The 25648-nt window shown below is 66.6% G+C and carries 22 protein-coding genes; 13 read left to right on the forward strand and 9 right to left on the reverse strand.

Annotated features, from left to right (window positions below; translation table 11 throughout):
• Positions 1–59: 59 nt before the first annotated feature.
• The 7 genes from glpE to G7007_RS15620 form a co-directional block, all read right to left on the reverse strand.
• Positions 60–389 carry a thiosulfate sulfurtransferase GlpE gene (gene glpE / locus G7007_RS15590; RefSeq protein ID WP_181103056.1) on the reverse strand — a complete coding sequence of 110 codons (330 nt, stop codon included), beginning with the start codon at positions 387–389 and terminating at the stop codon, positions 60–62.
• Positions 389–1267, reverse strand: a complete 879-nt coding sequence (locus G7007_RS15595) for a symmetrical bis(5'-nucleosyl)-tetraphosphatase (protein ID WP_181103058.1) — start codon at positions 1265–1267, stop codon at positions 389–391. The genes glpE and G7007_RS15595 overlap by 1 nt, the downstream gene beginning before the upstream one ends.
• Positions 1267–1647: a Co2+/Mg2+ efflux protein ApaG gene (apaG, locus tag G7007_RS15600; protein WP_181103060.1), complete on the reverse strand. Its 381-nt coding sequence runs from the start codon at positions 1645–1647 to the stop codon at positions 1267–1269. Before apaG ends, G7007_RS15595 begins: the two co-directional genes overlap by 1 nt.
• Before the next feature lie 142 nt (positions 1648–1789).
• Entirely contained in the window at positions 1790–2596 is an 807-nt protein-coding gene (rsmA, locus tag G7007_RS15605; protein ID WP_181103062.1) for a 16S rRNA (adenine(1518)-N(6)/adenine(1519)-N(6))-dimethyltransferase RsmA, read from the reverse strand.
• A 2-nt stretch (positions 2597–2598) separates the two neighbouring features.
• Positions 2599–3582 carry a 4-hydroxythreonine-4-phosphate dehydrogenase PdxA gene (gene pdxA / locus G7007_RS15610; protein WP_181103064.1) on the reverse strand — a complete coding sequence of 328 codons (984 nt, stop codon included), beginning with the start codon at positions 3580–3582 and terminating at the stop codon, positions 2599–2601.
• On the reverse strand, positions 3579–4898 hold the full coding sequence (gene surA, locus G7007_RS15615) for a peptidylprolyl isomerase SurA (RefSeq protein WP_060392266.1): 1320 nt from the start codon (positions 4896–4898) through the stop codon (positions 3579–3581). Before surA ends, pdxA begins: the two co-directional genes overlap by 4 nt.
• A complete protein-coding gene (locus tag G7007_RS15620; protein ID WP_181103066.1) occupies positions 4879–7701 on the reverse strand; it encodes an LPS-assembly protein LptD in 2823 nt (940 codons plus the stop codon). The genes surA and G7007_RS15620 overlap by 20 nt, the downstream gene beginning before the upstream one ends.
• 130 nt (positions 7702–7831) lie before the next feature.
• Here G7007_RS15620 and G7007_RS15625 point away from each other — a divergent pair, with 130 nt between their 5' ends.
• Genes G7007_RS15625 through G7007_RS15635 form a run of 3 tightly spaced genes read left to right on the forward strand, consistent with a single transcriptional unit; the run spans position 7832 to position 10294 of the window.
• A complete protein-coding gene (locus tag G7007_RS15625) occupies positions 7832–8857 on the forward strand; it encodes an aminoglycoside phosphotransferase family protein (RefSeq protein ID WP_181103067.1) in 1026 nt (341 codons plus the stop codon).
• The gene (gene murU, locus G7007_RS15630) at positions 8854–9525 is read left to right on the forward strand and encodes an N-acetylmuramate alpha-1-phosphate uridylyltransferase MurU (RefSeq protein WP_181103068.1); all 672 of its coding nucleotides are present in this window, start codon (positions 8854–8856) and stop codon (positions 9523–9525) included. The genes G7007_RS15625 and murU overlap by 4 nt, the downstream gene beginning before the upstream one ends.
• A 1-nt stretch (position 9526) precedes the next feature.
• Positions 9527–10294 carry a DnaJ domain-containing protein gene (locus G7007_RS15635; protein WP_181103069.1) on the forward strand — a complete coding sequence of 256 codons (768 nt, stop codon included), beginning with the start codon at positions 9527–9529 and terminating at the stop codon, positions 10292–10294.
• Positions 10295–10323: 29 nt separating this feature from the next.
• Here the strand turns inward: G7007_RS15635 and G7007_RS15640 are convergent, their stop codons facing one another.
• A complete protein-coding gene (locus G7007_RS15640; RefSeq protein ID WP_181103070.1) occupies positions 10324–11340 on the reverse strand; it encodes an alpha/beta hydrolase family protein in 1017 nt (338 codons plus the stop codon).
• A gap of 92 nt (positions 11341–11432) precedes the next feature.
• On the opposite strand from G7007_RS15640, the gene G7007_RS15645 reads away from it, so the two are divergent.
• From G7007_RS15645 to trpE, 9 genes are all read left to right on the forward strand, one after another.
• A complete protein-coding gene (locus G7007_RS15645; protein ID WP_181103071.1) occupies positions 11433–13832 on the forward strand; it encodes a PAS domain-containing sensor histidine kinase in 2400 nt (799 codons plus the stop codon).
• Complete coding sequence (locus G7007_RS15650) at positions 13829–14458, forward strand: response regulator (protein WP_181103072.1); 630 nt, start codon at positions 13829–13831, stop codon at positions 14456–14458. The genes G7007_RS15645 and G7007_RS15650 overlap by 4 nt, the downstream gene beginning before the upstream one ends.
• 389 nt (positions 14459–14847) lie before the next feature.
• Positions 14848–15972: an ABC transporter ATP-binding protein gene (locus G7007_RS15655; protein WP_181103074.1), complete on the forward strand. Its 1125-nt coding sequence runs from the start codon at positions 14848–14850 to the stop codon at positions 15970–15972.
• Between the two features lie 43 nt (positions 15973–16015).
• A complete protein-coding gene (locus G7007_RS15660; RefSeq protein WP_181103075.1) occupies positions 16016–17050 on the forward strand; it encodes an ABC transporter substrate-binding protein in 1035 nt (344 codons plus the stop codon).
• Between the two features lie 71 nt (positions 17051–17121).
• Complete coding sequence (locus G7007_RS15665) at positions 17122–18369, forward strand: ABC transporter permease (protein ID WP_181103077.1); 1248 nt, start codon at positions 17122–17124, stop codon at positions 18367–18369.
• Between the two features lie 12 nt (positions 18370–18381).
• The gene (locus G7007_RS15670; RefSeq protein WP_181103079.1) at positions 18382–19209 is read left to right on the forward strand and encodes an ABC transporter permease; all 828 of its coding nucleotides are present in this window, start codon (positions 18382–18384) and stop codon (positions 19207–19209) included.
• A 112-nt stretch (positions 19210–19321) separates the two neighbouring features.
• Positions 19322–19996 carry a ribulose-phosphate 3-epimerase gene (gene rpe / locus G7007_RS15675; protein WP_181103081.1) on the forward strand — a complete coding sequence of 225 codons (675 nt, stop codon included), beginning with the start codon at positions 19322–19324 and terminating at the stop codon, positions 19994–19996.
• Positions 19993–20811 carry a phosphoglycolate phosphatase gene (locus G7007_RS15680; protein WP_181103083.1) on the forward strand — a complete coding sequence of 273 codons (819 nt, stop codon included), beginning with the start codon at positions 19993–19995 and terminating at the stop codon, positions 20809–20811. Before rpe ends, G7007_RS15680 begins: the two co-directional genes overlap by 4 nt.
• A 71-nt stretch (positions 20812–20882) precedes the next feature.
• Positions 20883–22367, forward strand: a complete 1485-nt coding sequence (trpE, locus tag G7007_RS15685) for an anthranilate synthase component I (RefSeq protein ID WP_181103085.1) — start codon at positions 20883–20885, stop codon at positions 22365–22367.
• Positions 22368–22426: 59 nt separating this feature from the next.
• On the opposite strand, the gene G7007_RS15690 is transcribed toward trpE, so the two are convergent.
• Entirely contained in the window at positions 22427–24313 is a 1887-nt protein-coding gene (locus tag G7007_RS15690) for an autotransporter domain-containing SGNH/GDSL hydrolase family protein (RefSeq protein ID WP_181103087.1), read from the reverse strand.
• A gap of 735 nt (positions 24314–25048) precedes the next feature.
• Between G7007_RS15690 and G7007_RS15695 the strand changes: the two genes are divergently transcribed.
• On the forward strand, positions 25049–25642 hold the full coding sequence (locus G7007_RS15695) for an aminodeoxychorismate/anthranilate synthase component II (RefSeq protein WP_181103089.1): 594 nt from the start codon (positions 25049–25051) through the stop codon (positions 25640–25642).
• The last annotated feature ends 6 nt before the right edge of the window (positions 25643–25648 follow it).

Raw genomic sequence — 25648 nt, forward strand, 5'->3', positions numbered from 1 at the left:
CCGCGTCGTCTGGAAGCGCGCAAGCCCGCATGACACGCGGGCTGAGGCAAGATGAAAATTTATTCGGACAGGTCGCGGGCGGTGTCCTGGGGATAGGTGCTGCGCCACAGCTCGAAGCCGCCGTCGAGGCTGTAGACGTCGGAGAAGCCCTGGCCGATCAGGTAGGCCGCGGCGCTCTGGCTGGAGTTGCCGTGGTAGCAGACCACCACGGTGGGCGCGTCGAGGTCGGCGTTGCGGATGAAGTCGGCGACCGACTGGTTGTCCAGGTGCTGCGACCCCTCGATATGATCGGCGGCATAGGCCTGGACATCGCGGATGTCGACGACCACGGCGCCGTCTTCGCGCAAGGCCTTGGCGGTTTCGGGAGGGATGCGTTTGAACTCGCTCATCAGGGGTGTCCTTCGGTAGGGCCTGTCTGGGCCGGTGGAGTAGGGGCGCTGCCAGGCGTGCCCTGGTCGGTGCAGTCGCAGCGGTGGTAGTCGCCGGTATCGACGTTGTACAGGGTCATGGCACCGCCCCACACGCAACCGGTGTCCAGGGCGATCACGTCAGGCACTTCGACACGGCCTTCGAGCGCGGCCCAGTGACCGAAGATCAGCTTCACGTGGCGCGAGCGCCGACGTTCGTGGGCGAACCAGGGCTTGTAGCCCTTCGGTGCGCTGCCCAGGCCTTCCTTGCTCTTGAGGTCGAGCTTGCCTTCAGCGGTGCAGAAGCGCATGCGCGTAAGGTAGTTGGTGATCACGCGCAGGCGCTCGACCCCCGTCAGGCGCTTGCTCCACTTGTTCGGCTCGTTGCCGTACATGCCTTCGAGGTAGAGCTTCAGGCGCGTGTCGTCGCGCAGCGCTTCTTCGACCTCCGCAGCCAGCGCCAACGCTGTACCCAGGGTCCAGTGCGGCGGGATGCCCGCATGGACCATGGCCACACTGCGCGCCTCGTCGTAGTGCAGCAGTTTCTGGCGCCGCAGCCAGTCGAGCAGCTGCGGGGCGTCGGGCGCGTCCAGGATCTCGCGCAGGGTATCGCCCTTCTTCAGCCGGCCGACGTCGTGCCAGGCGGCCAGCAGGTGCAGGTCATGGTTGCCGAGCACGCACACCAGCGAATCGCGGATGCCGTACAGGTAGCGCAGGGTCTCCAGGGACTCGGGGCCGCGGTTGACCAGATCCCCGACCAGCCACAGGCGGTCGACCTTGGGGTCGAAGCGGACGCGCTCGAGCAGGCACTTGAGCGGCTGCAGGCAGCCCTGCAGGTCGCCGACGGCATACACCGCCATCAGTGCAAGGCCCCTGGTACGGCCAGGCGGAAGGGCGCGATGGTCGCTTCGAAGCGCTGGCCATCGTCGGCCTGCATCGCGTAGCTGCCTTGCATGACTCCGACGTGGGTCCCGATCACCGCGCCGCTGCTGTAGGTATGGCTGCCGCCGGGCTCGATCACCGGCTGCTGGCCCACCACGCCATCGCCGCGGATTTCCTCGACCTCGCCATCGCCGTTGGTGATCAGCCAGTGACGGCTCATCAGCCGCGCCTTGAGCGAACCCCGGTTGTTGACGGTGATGGTGTAGGCGAACGCGTAGCGATCGCTGTCGGGATCGGATTGTTCGGTGAGGTAACGGGTCACGACGCTGACGTCGATCTGGTAACGGGGGTCGGACATTCGAAGGGGCCTTGGACGAGCAGACGCGAAGGGGGCTGTCCAGGCAGTCTAGGGCATTGCGGGGGGGATAGGCCAGCGATGCGGGCAGGCGGCGGCCCGCAGGGCAGACGTCCGCAGCCGAAGGCCTGCGGACGGGGAGGGGTCAGGCGGAGGCGTTCTGGTCGGCCAGTCGGTCGGCCAGGCGCACGAAGGCGGCCAGGTCGAGCTGTTCTGGTCGCAGGCTGCCATCCACCCCGGCCGCTTCGATCGCCTGGCTGTCGAGCACGCCCTTGAGCGTGTTGCGCAGGGTCTTGCGGCGCTGGTTGAAGGCTTCGCGCACGACATGCTCCAGCAGCCGGGCATCCTTGGCCGGGTGCGGCAGCGTTTCGTGGGGGACGAGGCGCACGATGGCCGAGTCCACTTTCGGCGGCGGGTTGAAGGCTCCGGGGCCGACGTTGAACAGGTGCTCGACCCGGCAGTGGTACTGCACCATGATCGACAGCCGCCCCCAGTCGCCGCCGCCAGGGCCGGCCGCCATGCGCTCGACCACTTCCTTCTGCAGCATGAAGTGCATGTCGCGGATCAGCGAAGCGTGCTGCAGCAGGTGGAAGATCAACGGCGTGGAGATGTTGTACGGCAGGTTGCCCACGACCTTCAGGCTGCGCGGCGGCACGCCCAGCTGATTGAAGTCGAACTTCAGGGCATCGCCCTGGTGCAGGCGGAAGTTGTCGCGCAGGCCGAACTTGTGTTGCAAGACCGGCACCAGGTCCTTGTCCAGCTCCACCACGTCCAGCTGCGCGCCGCTGCCCAGCAGGCCTTCGGTCAGGGCGCCCTGGCCCGGCCCGATTTCCAGCAGGTGCTCGCCAGGCTTGGCGTTGATGGCACGCAGGATGCGGTCGATGATGCCTGCGTCGTGCAGGAAGTTCTGCCCGAAACGCTTGCGCGCCCGGTGTTGGTAATGCTCGTTCATGCTCAGCTCTCGGCCATCTGGTAGGCGGTTTCCAGCGCGACCTGCAGGCTGCCGGTGTCGATCCGTCCGGTGCCGGCCAGGTCCAGGGCCGTGCCATGGTCCACCGACGTGCGGATGATCGGCAGCCCCAGCGTCACGTTGACCGCAGCGCCGAAGCCCTTGTACTTGAGGACGGGCAGGCCTTGGTCGTGGTACATCGCCAGCACTGCGTCGCAGTGCTCCAGGTATTTGGGGGTGAATAGGGTGTCGGCCGGCAGCGGTCCGCGCAGGTCCATGCCTTCGCCGCGCAGCCGTTCGAGCGTCGGCTCGATGAGCTCGATCTCTTCGCGGCCCAGGTGGCCGCCTTCGCCGGCGTGCGGGTTGAGTCCACAGACCAGGATGCGCGGGTGAGACAGGCCGAACTTGCCTTGCAGGTCGGCGTGCAGGATGCGTGTCACGCGCTCCAGGCGCTCGGCCGTGATGGCGTCGGCCACGTCACGCAGGGGCAGGTGAGTGGTCACCAGGGCGACGCGCAGGCCACGGGTGGCCAGCATCATCACCACCTGCTCGGTGGCAGTCAGGTCGGCCAGGAACTCCGTGTGTCCCGAGAAGGCGATGCCACTGTCGTTGATCACGCCCTTGTGCACCGGAGCGGTGATCATCCCGGCGAAGTCGCCGGCCAGGCAGCCTTGGGCGGCGCGGGTCAGGGTCTCGAGCACGAACGGCCCGTTGGCCGTGTCCAGTTGCCCTGTGCGTACCGGGCTTGCCAGGGGCGTGTCCCAGACATACAGGCTGCCGGCCGGGGCGGGCTGCTCGGGCCAGGCCTGTGGGTCGACCGCGCGCACGTCGACCGTCACCCCCAGCTGCGCGGCCCGCTCCTGGAGCAGGACACGACTGGTGATGGCGATCAGGACGTGGGGATGGGCCTGTGCGGCGAGCAGCAGGCACAGGTCGGGACCTATGCCGGCTGGCTCGCCAGGCGTGACGGCGAAACGCAGCGGGGTCACTGCGCGGCCTGGTCGGCGCCAGGCAGCTTGATCTCGACGTAGGCTTCGTCGCGGATCTGACGCAGCCAGGTTTGCAGCTCTTCATCGTACTTGCGGTTGCGCAGCACGTTCAGGGCCTGTTGCTCGCGCGCCTGCTCGGTGCTGTCGGTGGCACGGCGGCCCAGCACTTCCAGCACATGCCAGCCGTACTGGGTACGGAACGGACGGGTCACTTCGCCTTGCGGCGCGTTGGCCATCTGCTCGCGGAACTCCGGCACCAGGCTGTTCGGGTCGACCCAGTTCAGGTCGCCGCCGTTGAGCGCGGAACCTGGGTCTTCCGAGAAGCTCTTGGCCAGCTCGGCGAAATCTTCACCGTTCTTGATGCGCTCGTAGAGACGCTCGGCCAGTTGCTGGGTCGCCGCTTCGCTGCGAATCTCGCTCGGCTTGATCAGGATGTGGCGTACGTGCACTTCGTCGCGCAGCACGTTGGCGGCACCGCCGCGCTTCTCTTCCAGCTTCAGGATGATGAAGCCGTTGGGGATGCGGATCGGCTGGGTGATGTCACCCGTGCCCATGCTCGCCAGCATCTTGGCGAAGTCCGGTGGCAGCTGGCCGGCCTTGCGCCAGCCCATCTCGCCGCCTTCCAGCGCGTTCTCGCTCGCCGAACGGGCGATGGCCAGCTGGCCGAAGTCGGCGCCCTGACGCAGTTGCTGGTAGACCTCGCCGGCCTGACGGGCCGCCGCCTGGATGGCATCGGAGCTGGCGCTTTCAGGCGTGGGGATGAGGATGTTGGCCAGGCGGAATTCTTCCGACAGCTGCATCTTGCCCAGGTCGGAGGCGAGGAAGTTCTTCACTTCCTGCTCGGAGACCTGGATGCGCTCGGCCACCCGGCGCTGGCGCACACGGCTGATCACCATCTCGCGACGGACCTGCTCGCGAGCGTCGTCGAAGGACAGGCCGTCGCGGGTCAGCGCCGCACGGAACTGATCCGGGGTCATGCCGTTGCGCTGGGCAATGGTGGCGATGGCCTGGTTCAGTTCCTCGTCGGTGATGCGGATACCCGAACGCTCGCCGATCTGCAGTTGCAGGTTCTCGACGATCAGGCGCTCCAGCACCTGCTGCTGCAGGGCGCTGGCCGGCGGCACACCGCCGCCACGCTTGGCGATGGTCTGCTGCACCTCACGGGTGCGCTGGTCCAGCTGGCTCTGCATCACCACGTCGTTGTCGACGATGGCCACGACGCGGTCCAGGGGCTGAACCGCGGCATGTACCGCGCCGCTCAGCATGGCGAGGCCCAGCAGCGCTGGGCGGATTCGATCAAAAAGCTTGGTCTTCACGTTCGCGGTAACCTTGAATGCCCTGGTCGAGGAAGGACTCGACCTTTTTGCCCACTACACCGCCGAGGCCCTTGAGCACGACTTGCAGGAAGATGCCGTGGTCGCCTTTCTCGTTCTGTGGAATCGCCTGGCTGTAATCGTCGTAGTCGATCCAGTACCGGTTGATCACGCGCAGTTTCCAGCAGCAATTGTCGTACTCGAAACCACCGAAGGCTTCCAGGGTACGGTTGCGGTTGTAGTCGTGCTGCCAGCGTGCGATCGCGCTCCACTGCGGGACGATCGGCCAGATGACTGAGAAGTCATGCTGCTGGATCTTGTAGTAGTCCTTGATGTAGTTCGCATCGCCCGGCTGACCGTAGTCGCCACCGCCCACTTTCCACTTACCGGTCAGCGAGTCGTAGGTGACCATGTCGTTGCGGTAGCGGTAACCGAGGTTGACCACCTTGTTCGGGTTGTCTTCCGGCTGGTAGTGGAACATCGCGCTGCCCGACTGGGTGCTGCGGCTGTCCGGATCCCAGTTGAAATCGGAATTGAAGCGCCAGTCGCGGTTGAAGGCGTATTCGTATTCCAGGGCATACGGCGAGACGTCCGACCGTGCGTTCTGGCGATCGCGGTAGTTGATGCCCGGCAGCTGGACCTTGCGGTCCTTGAAGTAGAGCGCCTGGCCGATGCTCACGCGCTGACGCTGGAAGCCGTTGTCTTCGATCCAGCGGCTGGTCACGCCCAGCGACAGCTTGTTCTCGTCACCGATGCGGTCGGTGCCGGCGAAGCGGTTGTCGCGGAACAGCGACGCGTAGCTGAAGGTGTTCTCCGTCGAGTCGAAGATCGGGATGTCCTTCTGGTCCTTGTACGGGACGTAGAGGTAGAACAGCCGCGGCTCGAGGGTCTGGCGGTAGTTGGTGCCGAAGAACTGCGTGTTGCGGTCGAAGTACAGGCCGCTGTCCACGCTCAGGATCGGAACGCTGCGGCTGACCGAGCTGCTGTAGTTGCCGTAGGCAGGATCGTTCGCCTGTACGAGGGCCTCTTGCTTGCCCTTGCCGTCCAGGTCCAGGTCGTACTGGGTGTAGGCGTACTTGAGCTTGGGCGTGATGAACCCGTAGCTGGCTTCCATCGGCAGGCTGATGGCCGGTGCGACGTTCAGACGTGTGCCGTTGGCCCGGGCGATACCGGTAACGTTCTGGTCCAGACGGCGACCTGGAATGCCTACGCTAGTGTCCGGATTGCCGTCCTTGTCCAGAACGAAATCGTTCTTCAGGTCACGCTCGAAGCGCACGGCCTCGGTCTCGTAGCTGAAATCCAGGCCGTTCGGGTGGTACGGCAGCATGCCGTTGAAGGTGATCTGCGGCAGGCGGTCGTACGGCGTGATCTGCGAGATGGTGGCCATCTCGTAGGCGTGCAGGTTCAGGCGCGCGGTGTAGCTGTCGCCGCGCCAGGTGACGGCGCCCTGCTGGTCGAGGATGTCCTTGTCTTCGACGCCGATCTGGTCGGACTCCAGGTCCTGGAAGTAGAACGGGTCGCTGATGTCGGTGTAGTTCACCTCGGTCATCAGGCGATCGTCCAGGCCGCCCTTGTGCTGCAGGTTGACCATCCAGCGCTGGTCCTTGTAATCGGTCTGGTCCTTGCGGTCGTCCTCCCGATCGTTGAGGTAGGCGCCACCGATCTGGCCTTCGCTGGATTCGGTGAGGTAGCGGAACTCGCCTTCGACGAGCATGCCGCGTTTGGTCATGTAGCGTGGGTACAACGTGGCATCGTAGTTCGGTGCCAGGTTGAAGTAGTACGGCGTGACCAGGGTGAAGCCGGTGTCGCTGCTGCTGCTGAACGACGGCGGCAGGAAGCCGGACTGGCGACGGTCGTCGATCGGGAAGTAGATGTACGGTGTGTAGAACACCGGAATATCCTTGACCCGCAGGGTGACGTTGGTCGCGGTGCCGAAACCGGTGGCCGGGTTCAGCGTGATGTTGTTGCCCTTGAGCTGCCAGGCGTTGCTGCCCGGCTCGCACGTGGTGTAGGTGCCGTCCTTCAAGCGGATGATGGCGTTTTCGCCACGCTTGGCGTACAGCGCACTGCCGCGAATGCGCGACTTGTGCATCACGTACTCGGCGTTGTCGACCTGGGCCTCGCCCGTGTCGAGCTGCACCTGGGCCTTGTCGCCGACCACCAGCGAGCCGTTGTCGCGCAGCTTGACGTTGCCCTTGAGCTCGCCGCGGTTCTCGGTCTGGTAGAGGTTGGCTTCATCGGCCTGCAGCTGCATGCTGCCCTGGCGCATGACCACGTCACCGGCCAGGGTCGCGATCTGCTGATCCTGCTGGTAGCGGGAGACCTTGGCGTTCAGGTAGGTCGGCGACTCGTCCTTGGGCGTGCTGTCGTTCATGCCTGGACGGGTCGGCTCGATGTAGGCGCCACCGCAGTAGGGGCCGGTCTCGGCCAGCTGGGCAGGGGTGAGCTTCTCGCGCGGGACCCAGTCGAGGTGACTGTAGTCTTCGCTGCGCGATTTCAGGCCACGGCCTTTGCTCTCGGTGACCAGCACCGGCTTGGACGCCTCGTCGTCGGACGCGGACTGACTGGCGTCGCTGTCGCGTGCGGCAGTGCCGGACGACAAGGCAGCGCCATTGTGTACGGGGCGCGGCGGCAGCGTGGCAGCCGGGGTCTTGGGGTTGCAGTCCCAGCCTCCAGAGGCGGACACTTGGCAGTCGAACTGCTCGGCAGCCACCACGTACGGCGTGGCCAGAGGTTGCAGCGCCAGCAGGCCGCCTGTCACCAGCAACGGGAACTTTCTACGAAACGCGGGGGATTTCAATGCCATCTTATTAGTCCGGGCTTCCTGCGTGCCATCTGCCCGCGTGTGGGGCCGCACGCCTCTCGATGGTCTGAAAAAGATGCTGGATAATAAAGCATGACCCGCTTGACGGCTAGGGCCGTCGGAGACCCACGTAATGCCCGAACACGATGCACGCCTGCAACACCTCACCCCGTGGCTCGACACTGCCTTGCGCCAGCTCTACGCACGCGAAGGCTGGGGCGACGTCTCCCCGGGTACGCTGAGCGCCGCCAGCAGCGACGCCAGCTTCCGCCGCTACTTCCGCTGGCAGGGCGAGGGCCGCTCGTTCGTGGTGATGGACGCCCCACCACCCCAGGAGAACTGCCGACCGTTCGTCGAGATCGACCGGTTACTGGCCAGCGCCGGGGTGCATGTGCCCGTCCTGCATGCCGAGGACCTGGAGCGTGGCTTCCTGCTGCTCGGGGACATGGGCCTGCAGACCTACCTGGACGTGATCGATGCGGACAACGCCGATGCGCTGTTCGCCGACGCCATCGACGCCCTGCTGGCCATCCAGCGTCTGCCGCGCGAAGCGCCGTTGCCCCACTACGACGACGCCCTGCTGCGCCGCGAGCTGCAGCTGTTCCCGGAGTGGTACGTCGGCCGTGAACTGGGCCTGACCCCGACCGCCGACCAGCAGGCGGCCTGGGCACGTGTCTGCCAGCAACTGATCGACAGCGCCCTGGCCCAGCCCCAGGTGCTGGTGCACCGCGACTTCATGCCGCGCAACCTGATGCTCAGCACGCCCAACCCTGGCGTGCTGGACTTCCAGGACGCGGTCTACGGCCCGGTCACCTACGACATCACCTGCCTGTTCAAGGATGCCTTCCTGAGCTGGCCTGCCGTCAGGGTCGAGGGCTGGCTGCGCGGTTACTGGGAGCGGGCCCGGACCGCCGGCATCCCCGTGCAGTCGACGTTCGAGGCCTTTCACCGGGCCAGCGACCTGATGGGCGTGCAGCGGCACCTGAAGGTGATCGGCATTTTCGCGCGGATCTGTCACCGCGACGGCAAGCCGCGTTACCTGGCCGATGTGCCGCGGTTCTTCGCCTATATAGAAGAAGTGATTGCCCGTCGTCCCGAGCTGGCCGAGCTGCAGAGCCTGATCGGCGAGTGGCAGGCTGCGGCCGGAGCGCGTCCATGAAGGCGATGATCCTCGCCGCCGGCAAGGGTGAGCGCATGCGCCCCTTGACCCTGCACACGCCCAAGCCGCTGGTGCCGGTGGCAGGCGTGCCGCTGATCGAGTACCACCTGCGGGGTCTGGCCGCTGCCGGCTTCGACGAGGTGGTCGTCAACCATGCCTGGCTCGGACAACAGATCGAGGATTACCTGGGCGATGGCCGTCGCTGGGGCCTGCGCATCGCCCATTCGGCCGAGGCCGAGCCGCTGGAAACCGGCGGCGGCATCTTCAAGGCGTTGCCGCTGCTGGGTGACCAGCCCTTCGTGCTGATCAACGGTGATGTCTGGACCGACTACGACCTGGCCGGGTTGCGTCGCCCCCTGACCGGGCTGGCCCACCTGGTGCTGGTCGACAACCCCGAGCACCACGGCCAGGGTGATTTCAGCCTGGCGCAGGGCCAGGTCAGCGATGCGTCGGAGGAGGGTACGTGCCTGACCTTCAGCGGGCTGTCGGTGCTGCACCCTGCGCTGTTCGACGGCTGCCAGGCCGGTGCCTTCAAGCTGGCCCCGCTGCTGCGTCGGGCCATGGCCCAGGGCCAGGTCAGCGGTGAGCATTACCGTGGACAGTGGATCGATGTCGGGACCCCGGAGCGTCTGGCCCAGGTCGAGCGTGTACTCGCGGAGCGCGCCTGAGGTGTGGTGGCCAGCCACGTTGCTGGGCGCCGGGACCGGGTTCGCTGTCGCCAGCATTCCAGGGGCGCTGCTCGGCGGACTGTTGGGCCAGGTGCTGGATCGCCGCTGGCGTGTACAGGGCTGGGGCGATCTGCGCGAGCGGCTGGCGGGTCGCTCCCGGCTGCAGGACGACGAGTTGCTGTTCGTCCTGCTAGGGCGCCTGGCCAAGCAGGATGGCCGAGTCGATGAGGCCCACATCCGCCAGGCGCGTGACGAGATGGCGCGCCTCGGTCTGGATGAGCCGGGACGCCAGCGAGCGATCGCGGCGTTCAACCGTGGCAAGGTCGGCAAGGATCGCCTGACCCATCACCTGCGCCATCTGAGCACCCAGGACCATGCCGCCGAAGGCACGCTGCGGGCGTGCTGGCGCATGGTCTGGGCCGATGGCCAGGCCGGATCTCGGGAACGTGAGCTGCTGCTGAGCTGGGGCAAGACGCTCGGGCTGAGCCTGGCCCAGGTACGGGCCCTGGGGCGTGACTATCAGCCTCGCGCCAGCACGCCGGCCCCTGTCGCAGGCATGGACCATAGGGCGGCCTTGCGACTGTTGGGCGTCACCGACACGGCCAGTGCCCAGCAGGTCAAGCACGCCTACCGTCGGCTGCTGAGCCAGCACCACCCCGACAAGCTGACCGGTAGTGGTGCCACCGAGGCCCAGGTACGGCAGGCCACCGAGCGCACCCGTGAACTGCACCAGGCCTATGCCCTGGTCAAATCGCGCCAAGCACGCTGAGCGGCGCGCCTGACCGGGATGCTGCCGGCTCAGCTGGCGCCATGAGGGCTGAGCCAGCCGCGTATGCGTCGGAACAGCTGCTCCTGCTCGACCGCCAGGTTGCCCGGCAAGGCGATCAGCAGCATCTGCCGGTAGGTGCTGTCCTTCTCGCGCTGACTGATCTGCAGGCGTTGGGCCGCCGCACGGCGGGCCTGCTCGTCGGTGGCGTAGTACAGGTCCGCCGTCGGTACCTTGAGGGTCGGCACCAGGCTGTCGAGCCCATGCTCGACCCGCGCGGGGGTCTGCGGCGAGACCAGCACCAGCCTGGCGACCTGCGCCGGTTGTTTTTCGCTCATGTAGCGCGCTGCCCAATAGGCGCCGCTGCCATGGCCGAGCAGGACCACGGTGCGGGCATTCTGCTGCTGGGCGAAGGCCACGGCCGCGTCGAGGCGGGCGAAGATGCGCGCCGCGTCCGCCGCATCGTTCTGGTCGCTGGCGTCGACGGCATCGGTGCTTTCGGCCACGTCGGCATCGGGTGCGGTGGCTTGGGCGACATTGGCGTTGGCGTCGGCAGGGGTATCCTTGGCCGGCGCCTGCTCGTCCTGACCTGCAGCCTTGGGCGGGGCGGGGGAGGGCTCCACGCGCGCCTGGGGGGCGTCGGCCAGCAGATCGGGCAGCGACAGGCTCAGGCTGTGCCAGCCGGCGTCGGGGAATTTCTGCCGCAAAGGCCCCACCGAGCGTGGCCAGTCGGGCGTCTCGCCCGCGCCTGGGACGAGAATCACCGCGCCTTTGGGGTCGCCGCTATTGGCCGGCTTCCACAGGGCCAGAAAGCGTTCTTCGCCGGCGTCGAGCGTCTGCTGTTCAGCCTTGGGGACCTGGCGTTCGAGCGCTGCGGCCTCTTCCTGGCTGCGTTCGAGCAGGGGCGGGCGCGTGGGCGCCGGCGCTGGCGCCGTGCTGGCATCGGGCGTCGGGCTGGCCTCAGGCGCCGGGTCGGCGGCGTATGCGCCCAGGCCGAACAGTGAGGTCAGGCAAAGCATGCCGAGCGCAGTGCGGTACAGTGTGGACATGGCGCTCTCCCAGGCCAGAATGTTACCGCCAGCCTAATCGTATTTTCCGCAGTCGGCCACGCCAAGTCGATGCGCCAGGACGAACAAGACAGATGAAGCGAATGCGTTGGCTGTGGATCGTGGGTGGGTGGCTGTTGCCCTGGCTGGTCATCGCTGCGGATGCGCCCCCGGCACAGGTCGTGTTGCAACCTGCGCAGCAGCGCTGGCTCGACACGCACCGCGACCTGCGCGTCGGACTGGTGCTGCAAGCACCCTATGCGCAGTTCGACCGCCGATTGCAGCAGCTCTATGGGGCCAACGTGGAGCTGGTCGGCTGGCTGGCCCAGGCCTTGTCCCTCGACCTGACCTGGCGGCACTTTCCCGATCAGGCGGCGCTCGAGCGTGCGCTTCAGGCCGGCGAGGTCGACTTCGCGCCAGGTCAGGTCCAGACGCCTGCGGGCTTGCGCCTGTGGCTGTTCTCCGACCCCTACATGCGGATCCCCCAGCGACTGATCGGCCTGCGAGGCGGGACCCCCCAGGTCGACCTGGAGCGCCTGGGCGCCGAGGCGCGCGTGGCGGTGCGCATGCCGAGCGCACTGGCCGATGCGTTGCGCACCACCTACCCGGGCCTCAACCTGCAAGGCGTCCCGGACGAGCGCGCGGCCCTGCAAGGCGTCGTCGGCAGGCAGGCGAGCTATGCGGTGCTGGACGAGGCGCAGTTCGGCCGCCTGTCCCGCGAAGGCGAGTTCACCGACCTCGTGGTGCTGGGCGACGTCGGTCTGCCGCAGCTGTTGCGCCTCGGCTCGCGTCGTGACTGGCCGATGCTGGCCGACATCCTTGAGCAAGGGCTGCAAGCCATGCCCGCCAAGACACTGGAGCAGCTGCATCACCGCTGGCTGCAACCGCCGGCGTCCCCTGTGGGCGAGTCGCCCGAGTTCTGGCGCAACCTGGCGTGCCTGTTCGGCCTGCTGTTACTGGTCGGCCTGGCCACGCTGTCATGGCAGCGGCGGCAGATGCGCCAGGCCGAGCGCCAGGTGTCCGCCTTGCGTGACCAGTTGATCGAGCGCCAGGCCCGTGAGGAGGCCTTGCGCCTGAGCCAGTTTTCCATCGACCAGAACACCGTCGGCATCCTCTGGATCACCTGGGACAGTCGCATCCGCTATGCCAACCAGGCCGCCGAGCGCCTGTTCGGCGACACGACACCGTCGCTGCTGGAGCGCACCTTGCGCGACCTGGACCCGACACTGGACATGGACCGCTGGCTCGCCGTGTGGAACCAGGCCCGCGCCGGTCGCGACCAGGTCGAACAGGTCGAGATCCACTGCCGTGCAGCGGACGGCAACCTGCTGCCGGTCGACCTGTCACTGAGCTTCCTGCGCTTTCGCGATGCGGAATACCTGGTGGTGTTCATGACCGACGTCACCGAGCGCCAGCGTTCCCTCGAGGCCGTCCGGGAAAGCGAGGCACGGCTCAAGGGCATTGCCGGCAACGTGCCGGGGCTGGTGTTTCGCCTCGAACGCGACCCGGCCGAGGGCGAGCTGGAGTTCCCTTATGTCAGCGAAGGCAGCGAGGCCCTGGTCGGCTACACGCCCGCCGCCATCCAGCAGCCGGGCATGGGCCTGCGAAACCTGGTGCACCCCGAGGACCGCGCCGACTATCATCGCGTGCAGGACCTGGCGCTGGCCAACGATCAGGACTGGTCGTGGCAGGGGCGTATCCTGACCCGTACCGGTGAACAGCGCTGGGCCGACATCAAGGCCAGCAGCCGACGCCTGGACGACGGCCGGGTGGTGTGGGACGGGGTCGTCTGGGACATCACCCAGGGCAAGCGTGCGGAGCTGGCGCTGGCGCGTTCCCAGGAGCAGTTGCGTGAGCTGTCGGCGCACTTGGAGAGCGTGCGAGAAGAGGAAAAGGCGCGCATCGCCCGTGAGGTGCACGATGAGCTGGGGCAGATGCTGACGGTGCTCAAGCTCGAGGTGTCGATGTGCGAGTTGGCCTATGCCGGGCTCGACCCTGGCCTGGGCGAGCGCCTTGAAGCCATGAAGCGGCTGATCGCGCAGTTGTTCCAGCTGGTGCGGGATGTGGCCTCGGCCCTGCGCCCGCCGATTCTGGACGCGGGCATTGCCTCGGCGATCGAGTGGCAGGCGCGGCGTTTCGAGGCGCGCACACAGATCCCGTGCCTGGTCCAGGTGCCCGATCACCCGCCGGCCTTGAGCGACGCCAAGGCCACGGGCCTGTTTCGTATTCTTCAGGAGGCGCTGACCAACGTGATACGCCATGCGCAGGCCCATACGGTGCAGATCGCCCTGACCTGCCGAGGCGAGCGCCTGAGCATGACCGTCACCGATGATGGCGTCGGCTTCGACCCGCACTGCCCGCGACCCACCTCCTTCGGGCTGGTCGGCATGCGCGAGCGCGTGCTGATGCTCGGCGGCGAGCTGACGCTGGACAGTGAGCCCGGCGAGGGCACCAGCCTGAGCGTGACCCTTCCCTTGCAGGAGAAACGACCGTGATTCGTGTAGTGGTGACCGAAGACCACACCATCGTCCGCGAGGGCATCAAGCAACTGATCGGCCTGGCCAAGGACCTGCAGGTGGTGGGCGAGGCGAGCACCGTGGAGCACTTGCTCGAGACGTTGCGGCACACGCCCTGCGACGTCGTTCTGCTGGACATTTCCATGCCCGGCAGCAGCGGCCTGGAGGCAATTCCCCGGATTCGCGCCCTGGCGCCTGCACCGGCGATCCTGATGCTGTCCATGCACGACGAGGCGCAGATGGCGGCCCGCGCGCTCAAGGCCGGGGCGGCAGGCTATGCCACCAAGGACAGCGACCCGGCGCTGTTGCTTACGGCCATCCGCCGGGTGGCTGGGGGCGGGCGCTACATCGACCCGGCCCTGGCTGACCGCATGGTGTTCGAAGTCGGCCTGACCGACGCCCGCCCCCTGCACACGCTGCTGTCGGAACGCGAGTTCTCGGTCTTCGAACGCCTGGCCCAAGGCGCCAACGTCAACGACATCGCCCACCAGCTGGCGCTCAGCAGCAAGACCATCAGCACCCACAAGGCGCGGCTGATGCAGAAGCTCAAGGTCAACTCGCTGGCCGAACTGGTGCGGTATGCCATGGAGCATCGGTTGGTGTGAGTGGCAAGCTGCAAGCTACAAGCTACAAGCTACAAGCTACAAGCTACAAGCTACAAGCTACAAGCGGACGGTGGCGCGGTAAATCAGGTGTTGACGGAACGGCGAGGCGGCGCTGACGCTCTGGCTTGCCGCTTGCCGCTTGCCGCTTGCCGCTTGCCGCTTGCCGCTTGCCGCTTGCCGCTTGCCGCTTGCCGCTTGCCGCTTGCCGCTTGCCGCTTGCCGCTTGCCGCTTGCCGCTTGCCGCTTGCCGCTTGCCACTGCTGTAGGGCAATCCCTACCCCCAGCCTTCCACCGGGATGATGGCAATCTCTCATCAGCCCCGATTTTCCTGGCGCTCGACCTTCTCTAGTCTGCGAACACGGCAGTCATTCCAACAAGAAGGTGCAGGTATGAGCGAGGCGAGTCCGAGGGCCGCGAGTGGCGAGACGCTGGTCAGCTTCCGTGGTGTGCAGAAGAGCTACGACGGCGAGTCGCTGATCGTCAAAGACCTCAACCTGGACATCCGCAAGGGCGAATTCCTCACCTTGCTCGGTCCTTCCGGCTCGGGCAAGACCACCAGCCTGATGATGCTGGCCGGTTTCGAGACCCCGACCGCCGGCGAAATCCAGCTGGCCGGGCGTTCGATCAATCGTGTGCCGCCGCACAAACGTGACATCGGCATGGTGTTCCAGAACTACGCCCTGTTCCCGCACATGACCGTCTCGGAAAACCTGGCGTTCCCGCTCAGCGTGCGCGGCATGGGCAAGGCCGAGCTCGACGAGCGGGTCAAGCGGGTGCTGGGCATGGTCCAGCTGGACACCTTCGCCAAGCGCTACCCCGGCCAGCTGTCCGGCGGCCAGCAGCAGCGCGTGGCGCTGGCACGAGCGCTGGTGTTCGAGCCGCAGCTGGTGCTGATGGACGAGCCGCTCGGTGCGCTCGACAAGCAACTGCGCGAGCACATGCAGATGGAGATCAAGCACATTCACCAGCGCCTGGGCGTGACCGTGGTCTACGTGACCCACGATCAGGGCGAAGCCCTGACCATGTCCGACCGCGTGGCGGTGTTCCATCAGGGCGAGATCCAGCAGATCGCCGATCCGCGCACCCTGTACGAGGCGCCGAGCAATACCTTCGTGGCCAACTTCATCGGCGAGAACAATCGCCTCGGCGGCACCCTGGTCGCACGCAGCGGCGACCGCTGCCAGGTGCGCCTGGCCCAGGGCGAGCAGGTCGAGGCCCTGGCAGTGAACGTCGGGCAGGTCGGCGAGCCGGTGACCGTGTCGATCAGGCCGGAGCGCGTTCGCCTCGGTGGGCAGAGCGAAGCCAGCGTCAATCGGTTCTCGGGGCGCGTGGCCGAATTCATCTACCTGGGCGACCACGTGCGCGTGCGTCTGGAGGTGTGCGGCAAGGCCGACTTCTTCGTCAAGCAGCCCATCGCCGAACTCGATCCGGCCCTGGCCGTGGGTGACGTCATCCCCCTGGGCTGGGCCGTGGAGCATGCCCGTGCGCTCGACCCTGTGACCGAACTCCACTGAACACACCTGCCTCACCCAACCCTGTACCGCGGAGAGAACAAGAATGCGCAAACAGCTGAAACTGACCGCCCTGACCCTTGGCCTGCTGGCCGCCGCCCAGGCCTCGGCGACCGACCTGACGGTGGTGTCGTTCGGGGGCGCGAACAAGGCCGCCCAGGTCAAGGCGTTCTACGAGCCGTGGGAAAAGGCCGGCAAGGGCAAGATCGTCGCCGGGGAGTACAACGGCGAGATGGCCAAGGTCAAAGCCATGGTCGACACCCAGAGCGTGTCGTGGAACCTGGTCGAGGTCGAGTCGCCGGAGCTGGCGCGCGGCTGCGACGAGGGCTTGTTCGAAGAGCTCGATCCGGCCCTCTTCGGCGCCGAGAGCGACTACGTCAAGGGCGCCATCCAGCCGTGCGGCGTCGGCTTCTTCGTCTGGTCGACGGTGCTGGCCTACAACGCCGACAAGCTCAAGAGCGCGCCGACCAGTTGGGCAGATTTCTGGGACACCGAGAAATTCCCCGGCAAGCGTGGCCTGCGCAAGGGCGCCAAGTACACCCTGGAGTTCGCGCTGATGGCCGATGGCGTGGCGCCGAAGGATGTCTACAGCGTGCTTGGTACCAAGGAAGGTCAGGACCGTGCCTTCAAGAAGCTCGACCAGCTCAAGGCCAACATCCAGTGGTGGGAAGCGGGCGCTCAGCCGCCGCAGTACCTGGCCTCGGGCGACGTGGTGATGAGTTCGGCCTACAACGGTCGCATCGCCGCGGTACAGAAAGCCAGCAACCTCAAGGTGGTGTGGAACGGCGGCATCTACGACTTCGATGCCTGGGCCATTCCCAAAGGTGCCAAGAACCAGGAGCAGGCCAAGCAGTTCATCGCCTACTCGGTCCAGCCCGAGCAGCAGAAGATCTATTCCGAGAACATCGCCTACGGGCCGGCCAACACCAAAGCCGTCAGCCTGCTCGCCGACACGATCAAGCAGGACATGCCGACCACGCCGCAGAACATCGCCAATCAGGTGCAGATCGACGTGGCCTTCTGGGCCGACAACAGTGAGGCCCTGGAGCAACGCTTCAACGCCTGGGCGGCGAAGAAGTAAGCCGCACCCCAGGAGCGCGGACCGTGTCGTACGGGGCCGCGCCGCTCGCTTTTCTGATTTCGGAGTTCGCCATGGCCATTGCAGTGCCCGTCAACGAAGGCGCCGGTCCAACCCTCAAGCAGCGGCTCAAGCGCGCCGAGCGGGTCAACCGCTGGAAGGCCCAGGCCCTGATCGCGCCCCTGGCGCTGTTCCTGCTGCTGGTGTTTCTGGTCCCCATCGCCGCGCTGCTGTTCAAGAGCGTCGCCAACCCGGAGGTGGTCGCCGGACTGCCACGTACGGTCGAAGCGGTTTCGGCCTGGGATGGCAAGGGCCTGCCGGGTGAGGAGGCCTACCGGGCACTGAGCCAGGACCTGGCCGAAGCGCGCAAGCGCCAGACCTTGGGCGACCTGTCCAAGCGCCTGAACATGGAGCTGGCCGGCTACCGCAGCCTGTTGGCCAAGACGGCGCGCGCCTTGCCGTTCAAGCAGGAGCCCGTGTCGTACAAGGAGGCCTTGCAGATGCTCGACGAGCGCTGGGGCGACCCGGCGTACTGGCAGGCCATCCGGCGCAACACCAGCACGGTGACGCCGTTCTACCTGCTGGCCTCGGTGGACCATCGGATCGATGACCTGGGCGAGGTGGCCAAGGCCACGCCCGACCAGGCCATCTACCTCGACATCTTCGCGCGCACGCTGTGGATGGGCGCGGTGATCACGGTCATCTGCCTGCTGCTGGCCTACCCCCTGGCCTACCTGCTGGCCAACCTGCCCACGCGCCAGAGCAACCTGTTGATGATCCTGGTGCTGCTGCCGTTCTGGACCTCGATCCTGGTGCGCGTGGCGGCCTGGATCGTGCTGCTGCAATCGGGCGGGCTGATCAACAGTGCGCTGATGGCCATGGGCATCATCGATGCGCCGCTGGAGCTGGTGTTCAACCGCACCGGGGTGTACATCTCCATGGTGCACATTCTCCTGCCGTTCATGATCCTGCCGCTGTACAGCGTCATGAAAGGCATCTCGCCCAGCTACATGCGCGCGGCGATCTCCCTGGGCTGCCACCCGTTCGCCAGTTTCTGGCGGGTGTACTTCCCGCAGACCTATGCCGGCATCGGCGCCGGCTGCCTGTTGGTCTTCATCCTCGCCATCGGCTACTACATCACCCCGGCGCTGCTCGGCAGCCCGAACGACCAGATGGTCAGCTACTTCGTCGCGTTCTACACCAACACCAGCATCAACTGGGGCATGGCCACCGCGCTGGGCGGCCTGCTGCTGCTGGCGACCGTGGTGCTGTACCTGATCTATAGCTGGCTGGTCGGCGCCAGCCGCCTGCGCCTGAGCTGAGGAGCCTTCGCCATGACCCATCCTTACCTGTCGCCCCTCGAGCGGGCCTGGTTCTACGGCCTGCGCATCCTGTGCGGCCTGATCCTGCTATTCCTGGTCCTGCCCGTGCTGGTGATCGTGCCGCTGTCGTTCAACAGCGGCAGCTTCCTGGTGTACCCGCTGCAAGGGTTTTCCCTGCAGTGGTACCAGGACTTCTTCGCCTCGGCCGAATGGATGCGGGCCTTGAAGAACAGCATCATCGTGGCGCCGGCGGCCACCGTGCTGGCCATGGTGTTCGGCACCCTGGCGGCGATCGGCCTGACCCGAGGCGACTTTCCGGGCAAGTCGCTGGTGATGGCGCTGGTGATCTCGCCGATGGTGGTGCCGGTGGTGATCATCGGTGTGGCCAGCTACCTGTTCTTCGCACCGCTGGGTCTGGGCAACAGCTTCCTGTCGCTGATCCTGGTGCACGCGGTGCTGGGCGTGCCGTTCGTGATCATCACCGTGTCGGCGACCTTGCAGGGCTTCAACCACAACCTGGTGCGCGCCGCCGCCAGCCTGGGCGCATCGCCCTTGCTGGCGTTCCGCCGGGTGACCTTGCCACTGATCGCGCCGGGCGTGATTTCCGGCGCCCTGTTCGCCTTCGCCACCTCGTTCGACGAGGTGGTGGTGACGCTGTTTCTCGCCGGGCCCGAGCAAGCCACCTTGCCGCGGCAGATGTTCAGCGGCATCCGCGAGAACCTCAGCCCGACCATCGCGGCGGCGGCGACCTTGCTGATCGCGTTCTCCGTGGTCCTGCTGCTGACGCTGGAGTGGCTGCGCGGACGCAGCGAGAAACTGCGCACCCAGCAGCCGACCTGACACATCGGGCCACGGCAGAGGAGGGCAGCCGAACCGGGTTGACGCCAATCAGCGACAACCCGCCTGCCTGGGGTACAATGCGCGCCACCGTGATTCTGCCCAAAGGTGCGCCATGCAGCCCTACGCTATTGCCCCGTCCATTCTTTCCGCCGACTTCGCCCGCTTGGGCGAAGAGGTCGACAAGGTCCTGGCGGCCGGGGCGGACATCGTCCATTTCGACGTGATGGACAACCACTACGTGCCCAACCTGACCATCGGCCCGATGGTCTGCACGGCGCTGCGCAAATACGGCATCACCGCGCCGATCGACGTGCACCTGATGGTCAGCCCGGTCGACCGTATCATCGGCGACTTCGTCGAGGCCGGCGCCAGCTACATCACCTTCCACCCCGAAGCGACCCAGCACATCGACCGCTCGCTGCAACTGATCCGCGACGGCGGCTGCAAGGCCGGCCTGGTGTTCAACCCGGCCACGGGCCTGGACGTGCTCAAGTACGTGATGGACAAGGTCGACATGGTGTTGCTGATGAGCGTCAACCCAGGCTTCGGCGGCCAGAAGTTCATCCCCGGCACCTTCGACAAGCTGCGCGAAGCGCGGGCTCTGATCGATGCCAGCGGGCGTGACATCCGCCTGGAGATCGACGGCGGCGTGAACGTCAACAACATCCGCGAGATCGCAGCGGCCGGCGCCGACACCTTCGTCGCCGGTTCGGCGATCTTCAACGCGCCGGACTACCAGAGCGTCATCGCGCAGATGCGCGCCGAACTGGCTCAGGCCCGCCCATGAGCGGCTTCGAGCAGCTGTTTCCCGGGACGCTGCCGAAGCTTGTGATGTTCGACCTGGACGGCACCCTGATCGATTCGGTGCCGGACCTGGCCGCTGCGGTCGACCGCATGCTGGTCGCCCTGGGGCGTGCGCCGGCCGGGCTCGAGGCGGTGCGCCAGTGGGTCGGCAACGGTGCCGAAGTGCTGGTCCGCCGTGCCCTGGCCGGCAGCCTGGAGCACGCCCAGGTGAGCGACGCCGACGCGGCGCACGGGCTCGAGCTGTTCATGCAGGCCTACGACGAGCCGCACACGCTGACCACGCTCTACCCGGGCGTGGTCGATACCCTGCGCTGGTTGAACCGGCAGGGCGTGGAGATGGCCTTGATCACCAACAAGCCCGAACGCTTCGTCGGGCCCTTGCTGGACCAGATGAAGCTCGGCCGGTATTTCCGCTGGATCATCGGCGGCGACACCCTGCCACAGAAAAAGCCCGACCCGGCGGCCTTGCTGCGGGTCATGCAGATGGCCGGCGCCCAGCCGGGCGAATCGCTGTTCGTGGGCGACTCGCGCAGCGACGTCCTGGCGGCCAAGGCGGCGGGCGTGCCCTGTGCGGCGCTGAGCTACGGCTACAACCATGGTCGTCCGATCGAAGAGGAATCCCCGGACCTGGTGATCGATGACCTGCGCGCGCTGGTGCCTGGTTGCGTCGTCACCGACAGTGGGATAACGTTGACGCCTCTTCACGCCTCCCAGGACAAGGATCCCGACGTGATGGTCAACGGCACACTCTGGATGAAAGTCATCAAGGCACTGGCCCGCTGGCGCTGGCGCGCCTGACGTTCGCCCGCCGGCGCACCGCCGGCCGCTCCACCTGCCCGACCCATTGCTGCTTGCCACGAGGCTGACCCATGACCCGCGACGAATTCCTGCGCCTGGCCGCTGCCGGCTACAACCGCATTCCCCTGGCCTTCGAGACCCTGGCCGACTTCGACACGCCGCTGTCGATCTACCTGAAGCTGGCCGACCAGCCCAACACCTACCTGCTCGAGTCCGTCCAGGGCGGGGAGAAGTGGGGGCGCTATTCGATGATCGGGCTGCCGTCGCGCACGGTGCTGCGGGTGCACGATCACCAGGTCAGCGTCCTGCAGGATGGCGTGCAGGTCGAGTGCCATGATGTCGAGGACCCGCTGGCGTTCGTCGAGCAGTTCAAGGAGCGCTACAAGGTCGCCGACATTCCGGGCCTGCCGCGCTTCAACGGCGGGCTGGTCGGGTATTTCGGCTATGACTGCGTGCGGTACGTGGAGACACGCCTGGGCCCATGCCCCAACCCCGATCCGCTGGGTGTGCCGGACATCCTGCTGATGGTGTCCGACGCCGTCGTGGTGTTCGACAACCTGGCGGGCAAGATGCATGCGATCGTGCTGGTCGACCCGGCCCAGGACAACGCCTTCGAGGCAGGGCAGGCACGCCTTCAGACCTTGCTGGCCACGCTGCGCGAGCCGCTCCTGCCGCGTCGTGGGCTCGACCTGGGTGGGCCACAGGCTGCCGAACCGGCGTTCCGCTCCAGCTTCACCCGCGAGGACTACGAGCGCGCGGTCGATACCATCAAGGAGTACATCCTGGCCGGCGACTGCATGCAGGTGGTGCCGTCCCAGCGCATGTCGATCGACTTCCAGGCAGCGCCCATCGACCTGTACCGGGCGCTGCGAGCGTTCAACCCCACGCCGTACATGTACTTCTTCAACTTCGGCGACTTCCACGTCGTCGGCAGCTCGCCGGAAGTGCTGGTGCGGGTCGAGGACAACCTGGTCACGGTCCGTCCGATCGCCGGCACCCGGCCACGGGGCGCGACCGAGGAAGCCGACCGTGCGCTCGAGCAGGACCTGCTCTCGGACGAGAAGGAAATCGCCGAACACCTGATGCTCATCGACCTGGGCCGCAACGACACCGGACGTGTCTCGCAGACCGGCAGCGTGCGCCTGACCGAGAAGATGGTGATCGAGCGCTACTCCAACGTGATGCACATCGTCTCCAACGTCACCGGGCAATTGCGCGAAGACCTGACGGCCATGGATGCCCTGCGCGCCATCCTGCCAGCCGGCACCTTGTCGGGGGCGCCGAAGATCCGTGCCATGGAGATCATCGACGAGCTGGAGCCGGTCAAGCGCGGCGTTTATGGCGGTGCGGTCGGCTATTTTGCCTGGAACGGCAACATGGACACCGCAATCGCCATTCGCACCGCCGTGATCAAGGACGGCGAACTGCACGTGCAGGCCGGTGGCGGGATCGTCGCCGACTCGGTACCGGCGCTGGAGTGGGAAGAAACCATCAACAAGCGCCGCGCCATGTTCCGGGCCGTGGCGCTCGCCGAGCAGTCCACGCGCCAGGCGTGATCGCCGTCAGCCGTGCGACGGGGCGCTATCCTGTCGCGCGGCCGACCCCGTGAACCGCCTCAGAAGTCCAGGCTCAGGGCCAGGTTCACCCCTTGCTGGGTGAGTTCGCCCTGTTTGCGCCAGTCGTAATGAGCCCCTAGGCGCACGCCCGGCGCCACCTCCTGGGTGAGGCCCAGGCTGGCCCGCGTCAGCTGGCTGTCCGGGCGATAGCCGGCCAGGCTGAAGCGGTTGCCTGGCAGGCGCTTGAGATTCAGCGTCACCGACTGGGCGTCGTCTTCGAATTCGTGCTCCCGTGCCGCTTCTGCGAACAGCCGCGTGCGAGGCGTCAGGTCCAGGCCGGCTTGCAGGCCGGCGCCCAGGCGTTTCGACGTACGTGTCTGCGTCTCGACGTCGAGAGCCGTGGAGCGGTCGCTGCGCTCGCCGTACCCCCCGACATGGACTCGGGCATAGTCGGCGCTGAGGAAGGGCGACAGTTGCCAGCGGCTGGTCTCGGGCATGAGGTTCACGCCCAGGCGGCCCATGGCGGCCCAGGCATGGCCGTCGGTGTCGCCGCGCTCGGTACGCTGGCCGACGCCCAGGGCGAAGCTCCGTTTCAGGTCGTCGTAGTCCAGGTGGCCAGCCGTGAGGGCAGCATCGGCCCACCAGCGGTCATGCGCATACTGGGCGAAGGCCGTCGCCAGGTAGCTGTGCAACCGGTAGCGCGAGTCTTGCGCGCCGAGTTCCAGCGACTGTCGCCCTGCGCCACCGGCCACGCCCAGCCGCCAGTCCTCGTTCACGCGGTAGCTGCCGCCCACGGTCAGCTGGTGGCCGCGGCCGTCCCCACTGGCGGCGCTGCGCTGCCCGTCGATGTCCAGGTCCTGACCGCTGGCGGCGACGATCGCCTGCCACTGGCCTGTCGCCTGCCAGGGGGCCTGCCACTGGCTGCGCAGGGTGTCCTGGTGGACCGCCAGGCTGCCCAGCGCCATGTCGGGCAGCAGCGACAGTTCCCCGGGTGCCGAGAGGATCGAGTAGGCGTAGTCGGCGATCAGGCGCTGGCCTGCCGTGGTCGGGTGCACGGCATCGTTGAACAGCAGGCGCTCAGGGTCGGGGGTCAGGCCGTCGATGCCATAGACCGGGTTCTGCAGGCAGTTGTTGCCGCTGTAGCAGGTGCCGACCAGGTTCTGGTCCGGGGCCAGGCCGAACGCCGCAGGGTCGCGGATGGCTTCCTGCAGCAACCCGGGTACGTTGAGCGGAATGATCTGCGCATCGATTTGCCCCAGCTGTCCGACCAGCGCCTGGTTGAAGGCCCCGGACAGTTGGGACAGCGCCCCTTGCAGAGGCGAGCCACTGAAAATGGGCGTCTGCCCCAGGTCGGGCAGCAGCCAGACCAGGATGTAGCGGGCGCCAGCCTGTTGCAGCGCCTGGGCACTGGCCGCCAGGCGCGAGGCGGCCGCAGTTGCACCTGCCGGACTGGTGACCCGTCCCTGCAGGAAGTCGTTACCACCTCCGGTCAGGTAATACAGCGCGTTGGGGTCGGCCCTGCGTCCATTGGCCAGGTAGCCTGGCCGACGTCTGTCGATGCCGGCTTCCGGACTTTGCACGAGGGAGGTGCCGATGATCGAGTCGAGGATCTGGTCGGTCCGATAGCCACCGACCGCCCAGTTGTCGCCATCCGGCAGGCCCAGTGTGGGATTCAGCGGTGAGGTGGAGGGCAGTAGCGCCGTCGGTGCGATACCCAGTTGCTGGCCCAGCAGGGTAGGCGAGACCTGCCCATACGTACCGTCCGGCCCTCGATTGGTGAAGCGCATGCCCCCGGGCAGGTGCTGGGTATCGGGAAACTGACCGGCGTCGCTCAGGCTGTCGCCGAACACGACCATGCCCGAGTAAGGCGTCGGGGCGGCCAGGGCATGCCCCGCCGACAGAATGAGCGTGCCGAGCAGCGCGCGCAGGAAGGGGGGAGTGCGCATGGGATGGTCCTTGTTATCGATGTTGTGAGGGAACGATAGCCGACCCTGGAAACGCGGCCGGTGAACCAGGCGCATGCTGGTGCAGTCGGTTTTCTCCGGTATAGGAGACGCTTCCCAAGTTCGGTTAGGAAATTTCCCAGGCAACTCGTCATGTACGCTGATAGACGCGGGGGCTTCGATCGAGGTGAAAAAAGCGCTTCGAACAGGTGCGTCATCCTGTGACCCAGTACAGAGGCCGGCGCTCGATGCAGCGCAGATCCGGCGCCTGCGGACAGCCTGCGATCAGGCGGAAAAACCTCGGAAAAAGTGATCGACGCTCGCTTCGGCGCGACGCTATACTCGGGCCACATTTCACGCAGGCCATGGCATCACGCCATGCTCGCACACCCTCGATGGTTAGGTAGCATGACCTGTCACGTGACGACTGCATTCACCCGTTGGTGGCGCTTCCTCTAGGAAGCGGCAAGTCGTTGCGGTTTGAAACCGGACCCTGCCGCCGTCATCGGCCAGCAGGTTCCAGATTCCAGACAGCTCACCGGTACGGCGGCTCCAACCCCCAGGAGAACGCCCCATGCCGATTCACCGTTCCATGCCTTGCACGATACCCCGCACGCGCCCTGCCAGCGATGTGTGGCTTGCCCTGCGCGCTGTATGGCGCCGGGTGGTCGGCGCAGGTTCGCGGCAGGTCGCTGCCCCAGGGTGTTTCTCTCATCGACTCGAGTGCACAGGTGCCCCATGCTGCTGATGATCGACAACTACGACTCCTTCACCTACAACGTGGTCCAGTACCTGGGCGAGCTGGGGGCCGAGGTCAAGGTCATCCGCAACGATGAGCTGACCCTCGCCGAGATCGAGGCCCTGGCCCCGGAGCGCATCGTCGTCTCTCCCGGCCCCTGCACCCCGAGCGAAGCCGGGATCTCCCTCGACGCCATCCGGCATTTCGCCGGCAAGCTGCCGATCCTGGGCGTCTGCCTGGGCCATCAGTCCATCGGCCAGGCGTTCGGCGGTGAGGTGGTGCGCGCCCGTCAGGTGATGCATGGCAAGACCAGCCCCGTTCATCATCGCGACCTGGGCGTGTTCGCCGAATTGGCCAACCCGGTCACCGTGACGCGCTACCACTCGCTGGTGGTCAAGCGCGAGACCTTGCCCGAGTGCCTGGAGGTCACGGCCTGGACGGCGCACGAGGACGGCTCGGTGGACGAGATCATGGGCCTGCGCCACAAGACCCTGAACGTCGAGGGCGTGCAGTTCCACCCTGAATCGATCCTGACCGAACAAGGCCACGAGCTGTTCGCCAACTTCCTCAAGCAGACCGGCGGACAGCGCTAAGGACAG

Source organism: Pseudomonas entomophila, assembly GCF_013523125.1.
GTDB lineage: Bacteria > Pseudomonadota > Gammaproteobacteria > Pseudomonadales > Pseudomonadaceae > Aquipseudomonas > Aquipseudomonas entomophila_B.

Coding starts and splice junctions, on each gene's coding strand:
- rsmA (WP_181103062.1), bottom strand. CDS start 2,596: ATGAACGAGCATTACCAACACCGGGCGCGCAAGCGTTTCGGGCAGAAC.
- G7007_RS15620 (WP_181103066.1), bottom strand. CDS start 7,701: ATGGCATTGAAATCCCCCGCGTTTCGTAGAAAGTTCCCGTTGCTGGTG.
- G7007_RS15670 (WP_181103079.1), top strand. CDS start 18,382: ATGACCCATCCTTACCTGTCGCCCCTCGAGCGGGCCTGGTTCTACGGC.
- G7007_RS15625 (WP_181103067.1), top strand. CDS start 7,832: ATGCCCGAACACGATGCACGCCTGCAACACCTCACCCCGTGGCTCGAC.
- G7007_RS15695 (WP_181103089.1), top strand. CDS start 25,049: ATGCTGCTGATGATCGACAACTACGACTCCTTCACCTACAACGTGGTC.
- G7007_RS15595 (WP_181103058.1), bottom strand. CDS start 1,267: ATGGCGGTGTATGCCGTCGGCGACCTGCAGGGCTGCCTGCAGCCGCTC.
- apaG (WP_181103060.1), bottom strand. CDS start 1,647: ATGTCCGACCCCCGTTACCAGATCGACGTCAGCGTCGTGACCCGTTAC.
- G7007_RS15690 (WP_181103087.1), bottom strand. CDS start 24,313: ATGCGCACTCCCCCCTTCCTGCGCGCGCTGCTCGGCACGCTCATTCTG.
- trpE (WP_181103085.1), top strand. CDS start 20,883: ATGACCCGCGACGAATTCCTGCGCCTGGCCGCTGCCGGCTACAACCGC.
- G7007_RS15640 (WP_181103070.1), bottom strand. CDS start 11,340: ATGTCCACACTGTACCGCACTGCGCTCGGCATGCTTTGCCTGACCTCA.
- G7007_RS15680 (WP_181103083.1), top strand. CDS start 19,993: ATGAGCGGCTTCGAGCAGCTGTTTCCCGGGACGCTGCCGAAGCTTGTG.
- G7007_RS15645 (WP_181103071.1), top strand. CDS start 11,433: ATGAAGCGAATGCGTTGGCTGTGGATCGTGGGTGGGTGGCTGTTGCCC.
- G7007_RS15665 (WP_181103077.1), top strand. CDS start 17,122: ATGGCCATTGCAGTGCCCGTCAACGAAGGCGCCGGTCCAACCCTCAAG.
- G7007_RS15660 (WP_181103075.1), top strand. CDS start 16,016: ATGCGCAAACAGCTGAAACTGACCGCCCTGACCCTTGGCCTGCTGGCC.
- G7007_RS15655 (WP_181103074.1), top strand. CDS start 14,848: ATGAGCGAGGCGAGTCCGAGGGCCGCGAGTGGCGAGACGCTGGTCAGC.
- murU (WP_181103068.1), top strand. CDS start 8,854: ATGAAGGCGATGATCCTCGCCGCCGGCAAGGGTGAGCGCATGCGCCCC.
- glpE (WP_181103056.1), bottom strand. CDS start 389: ATGAGCGAGTTCAAACGCATCCCTCCCGAAACCGCCAAGGCCTTGCGC.
- rpe (WP_181103081.1), top strand. CDS start 19,322: ATGCAGCCCTACGCTATTGCCCCGTCCATTCTTTCCGCCGACTTCGCC.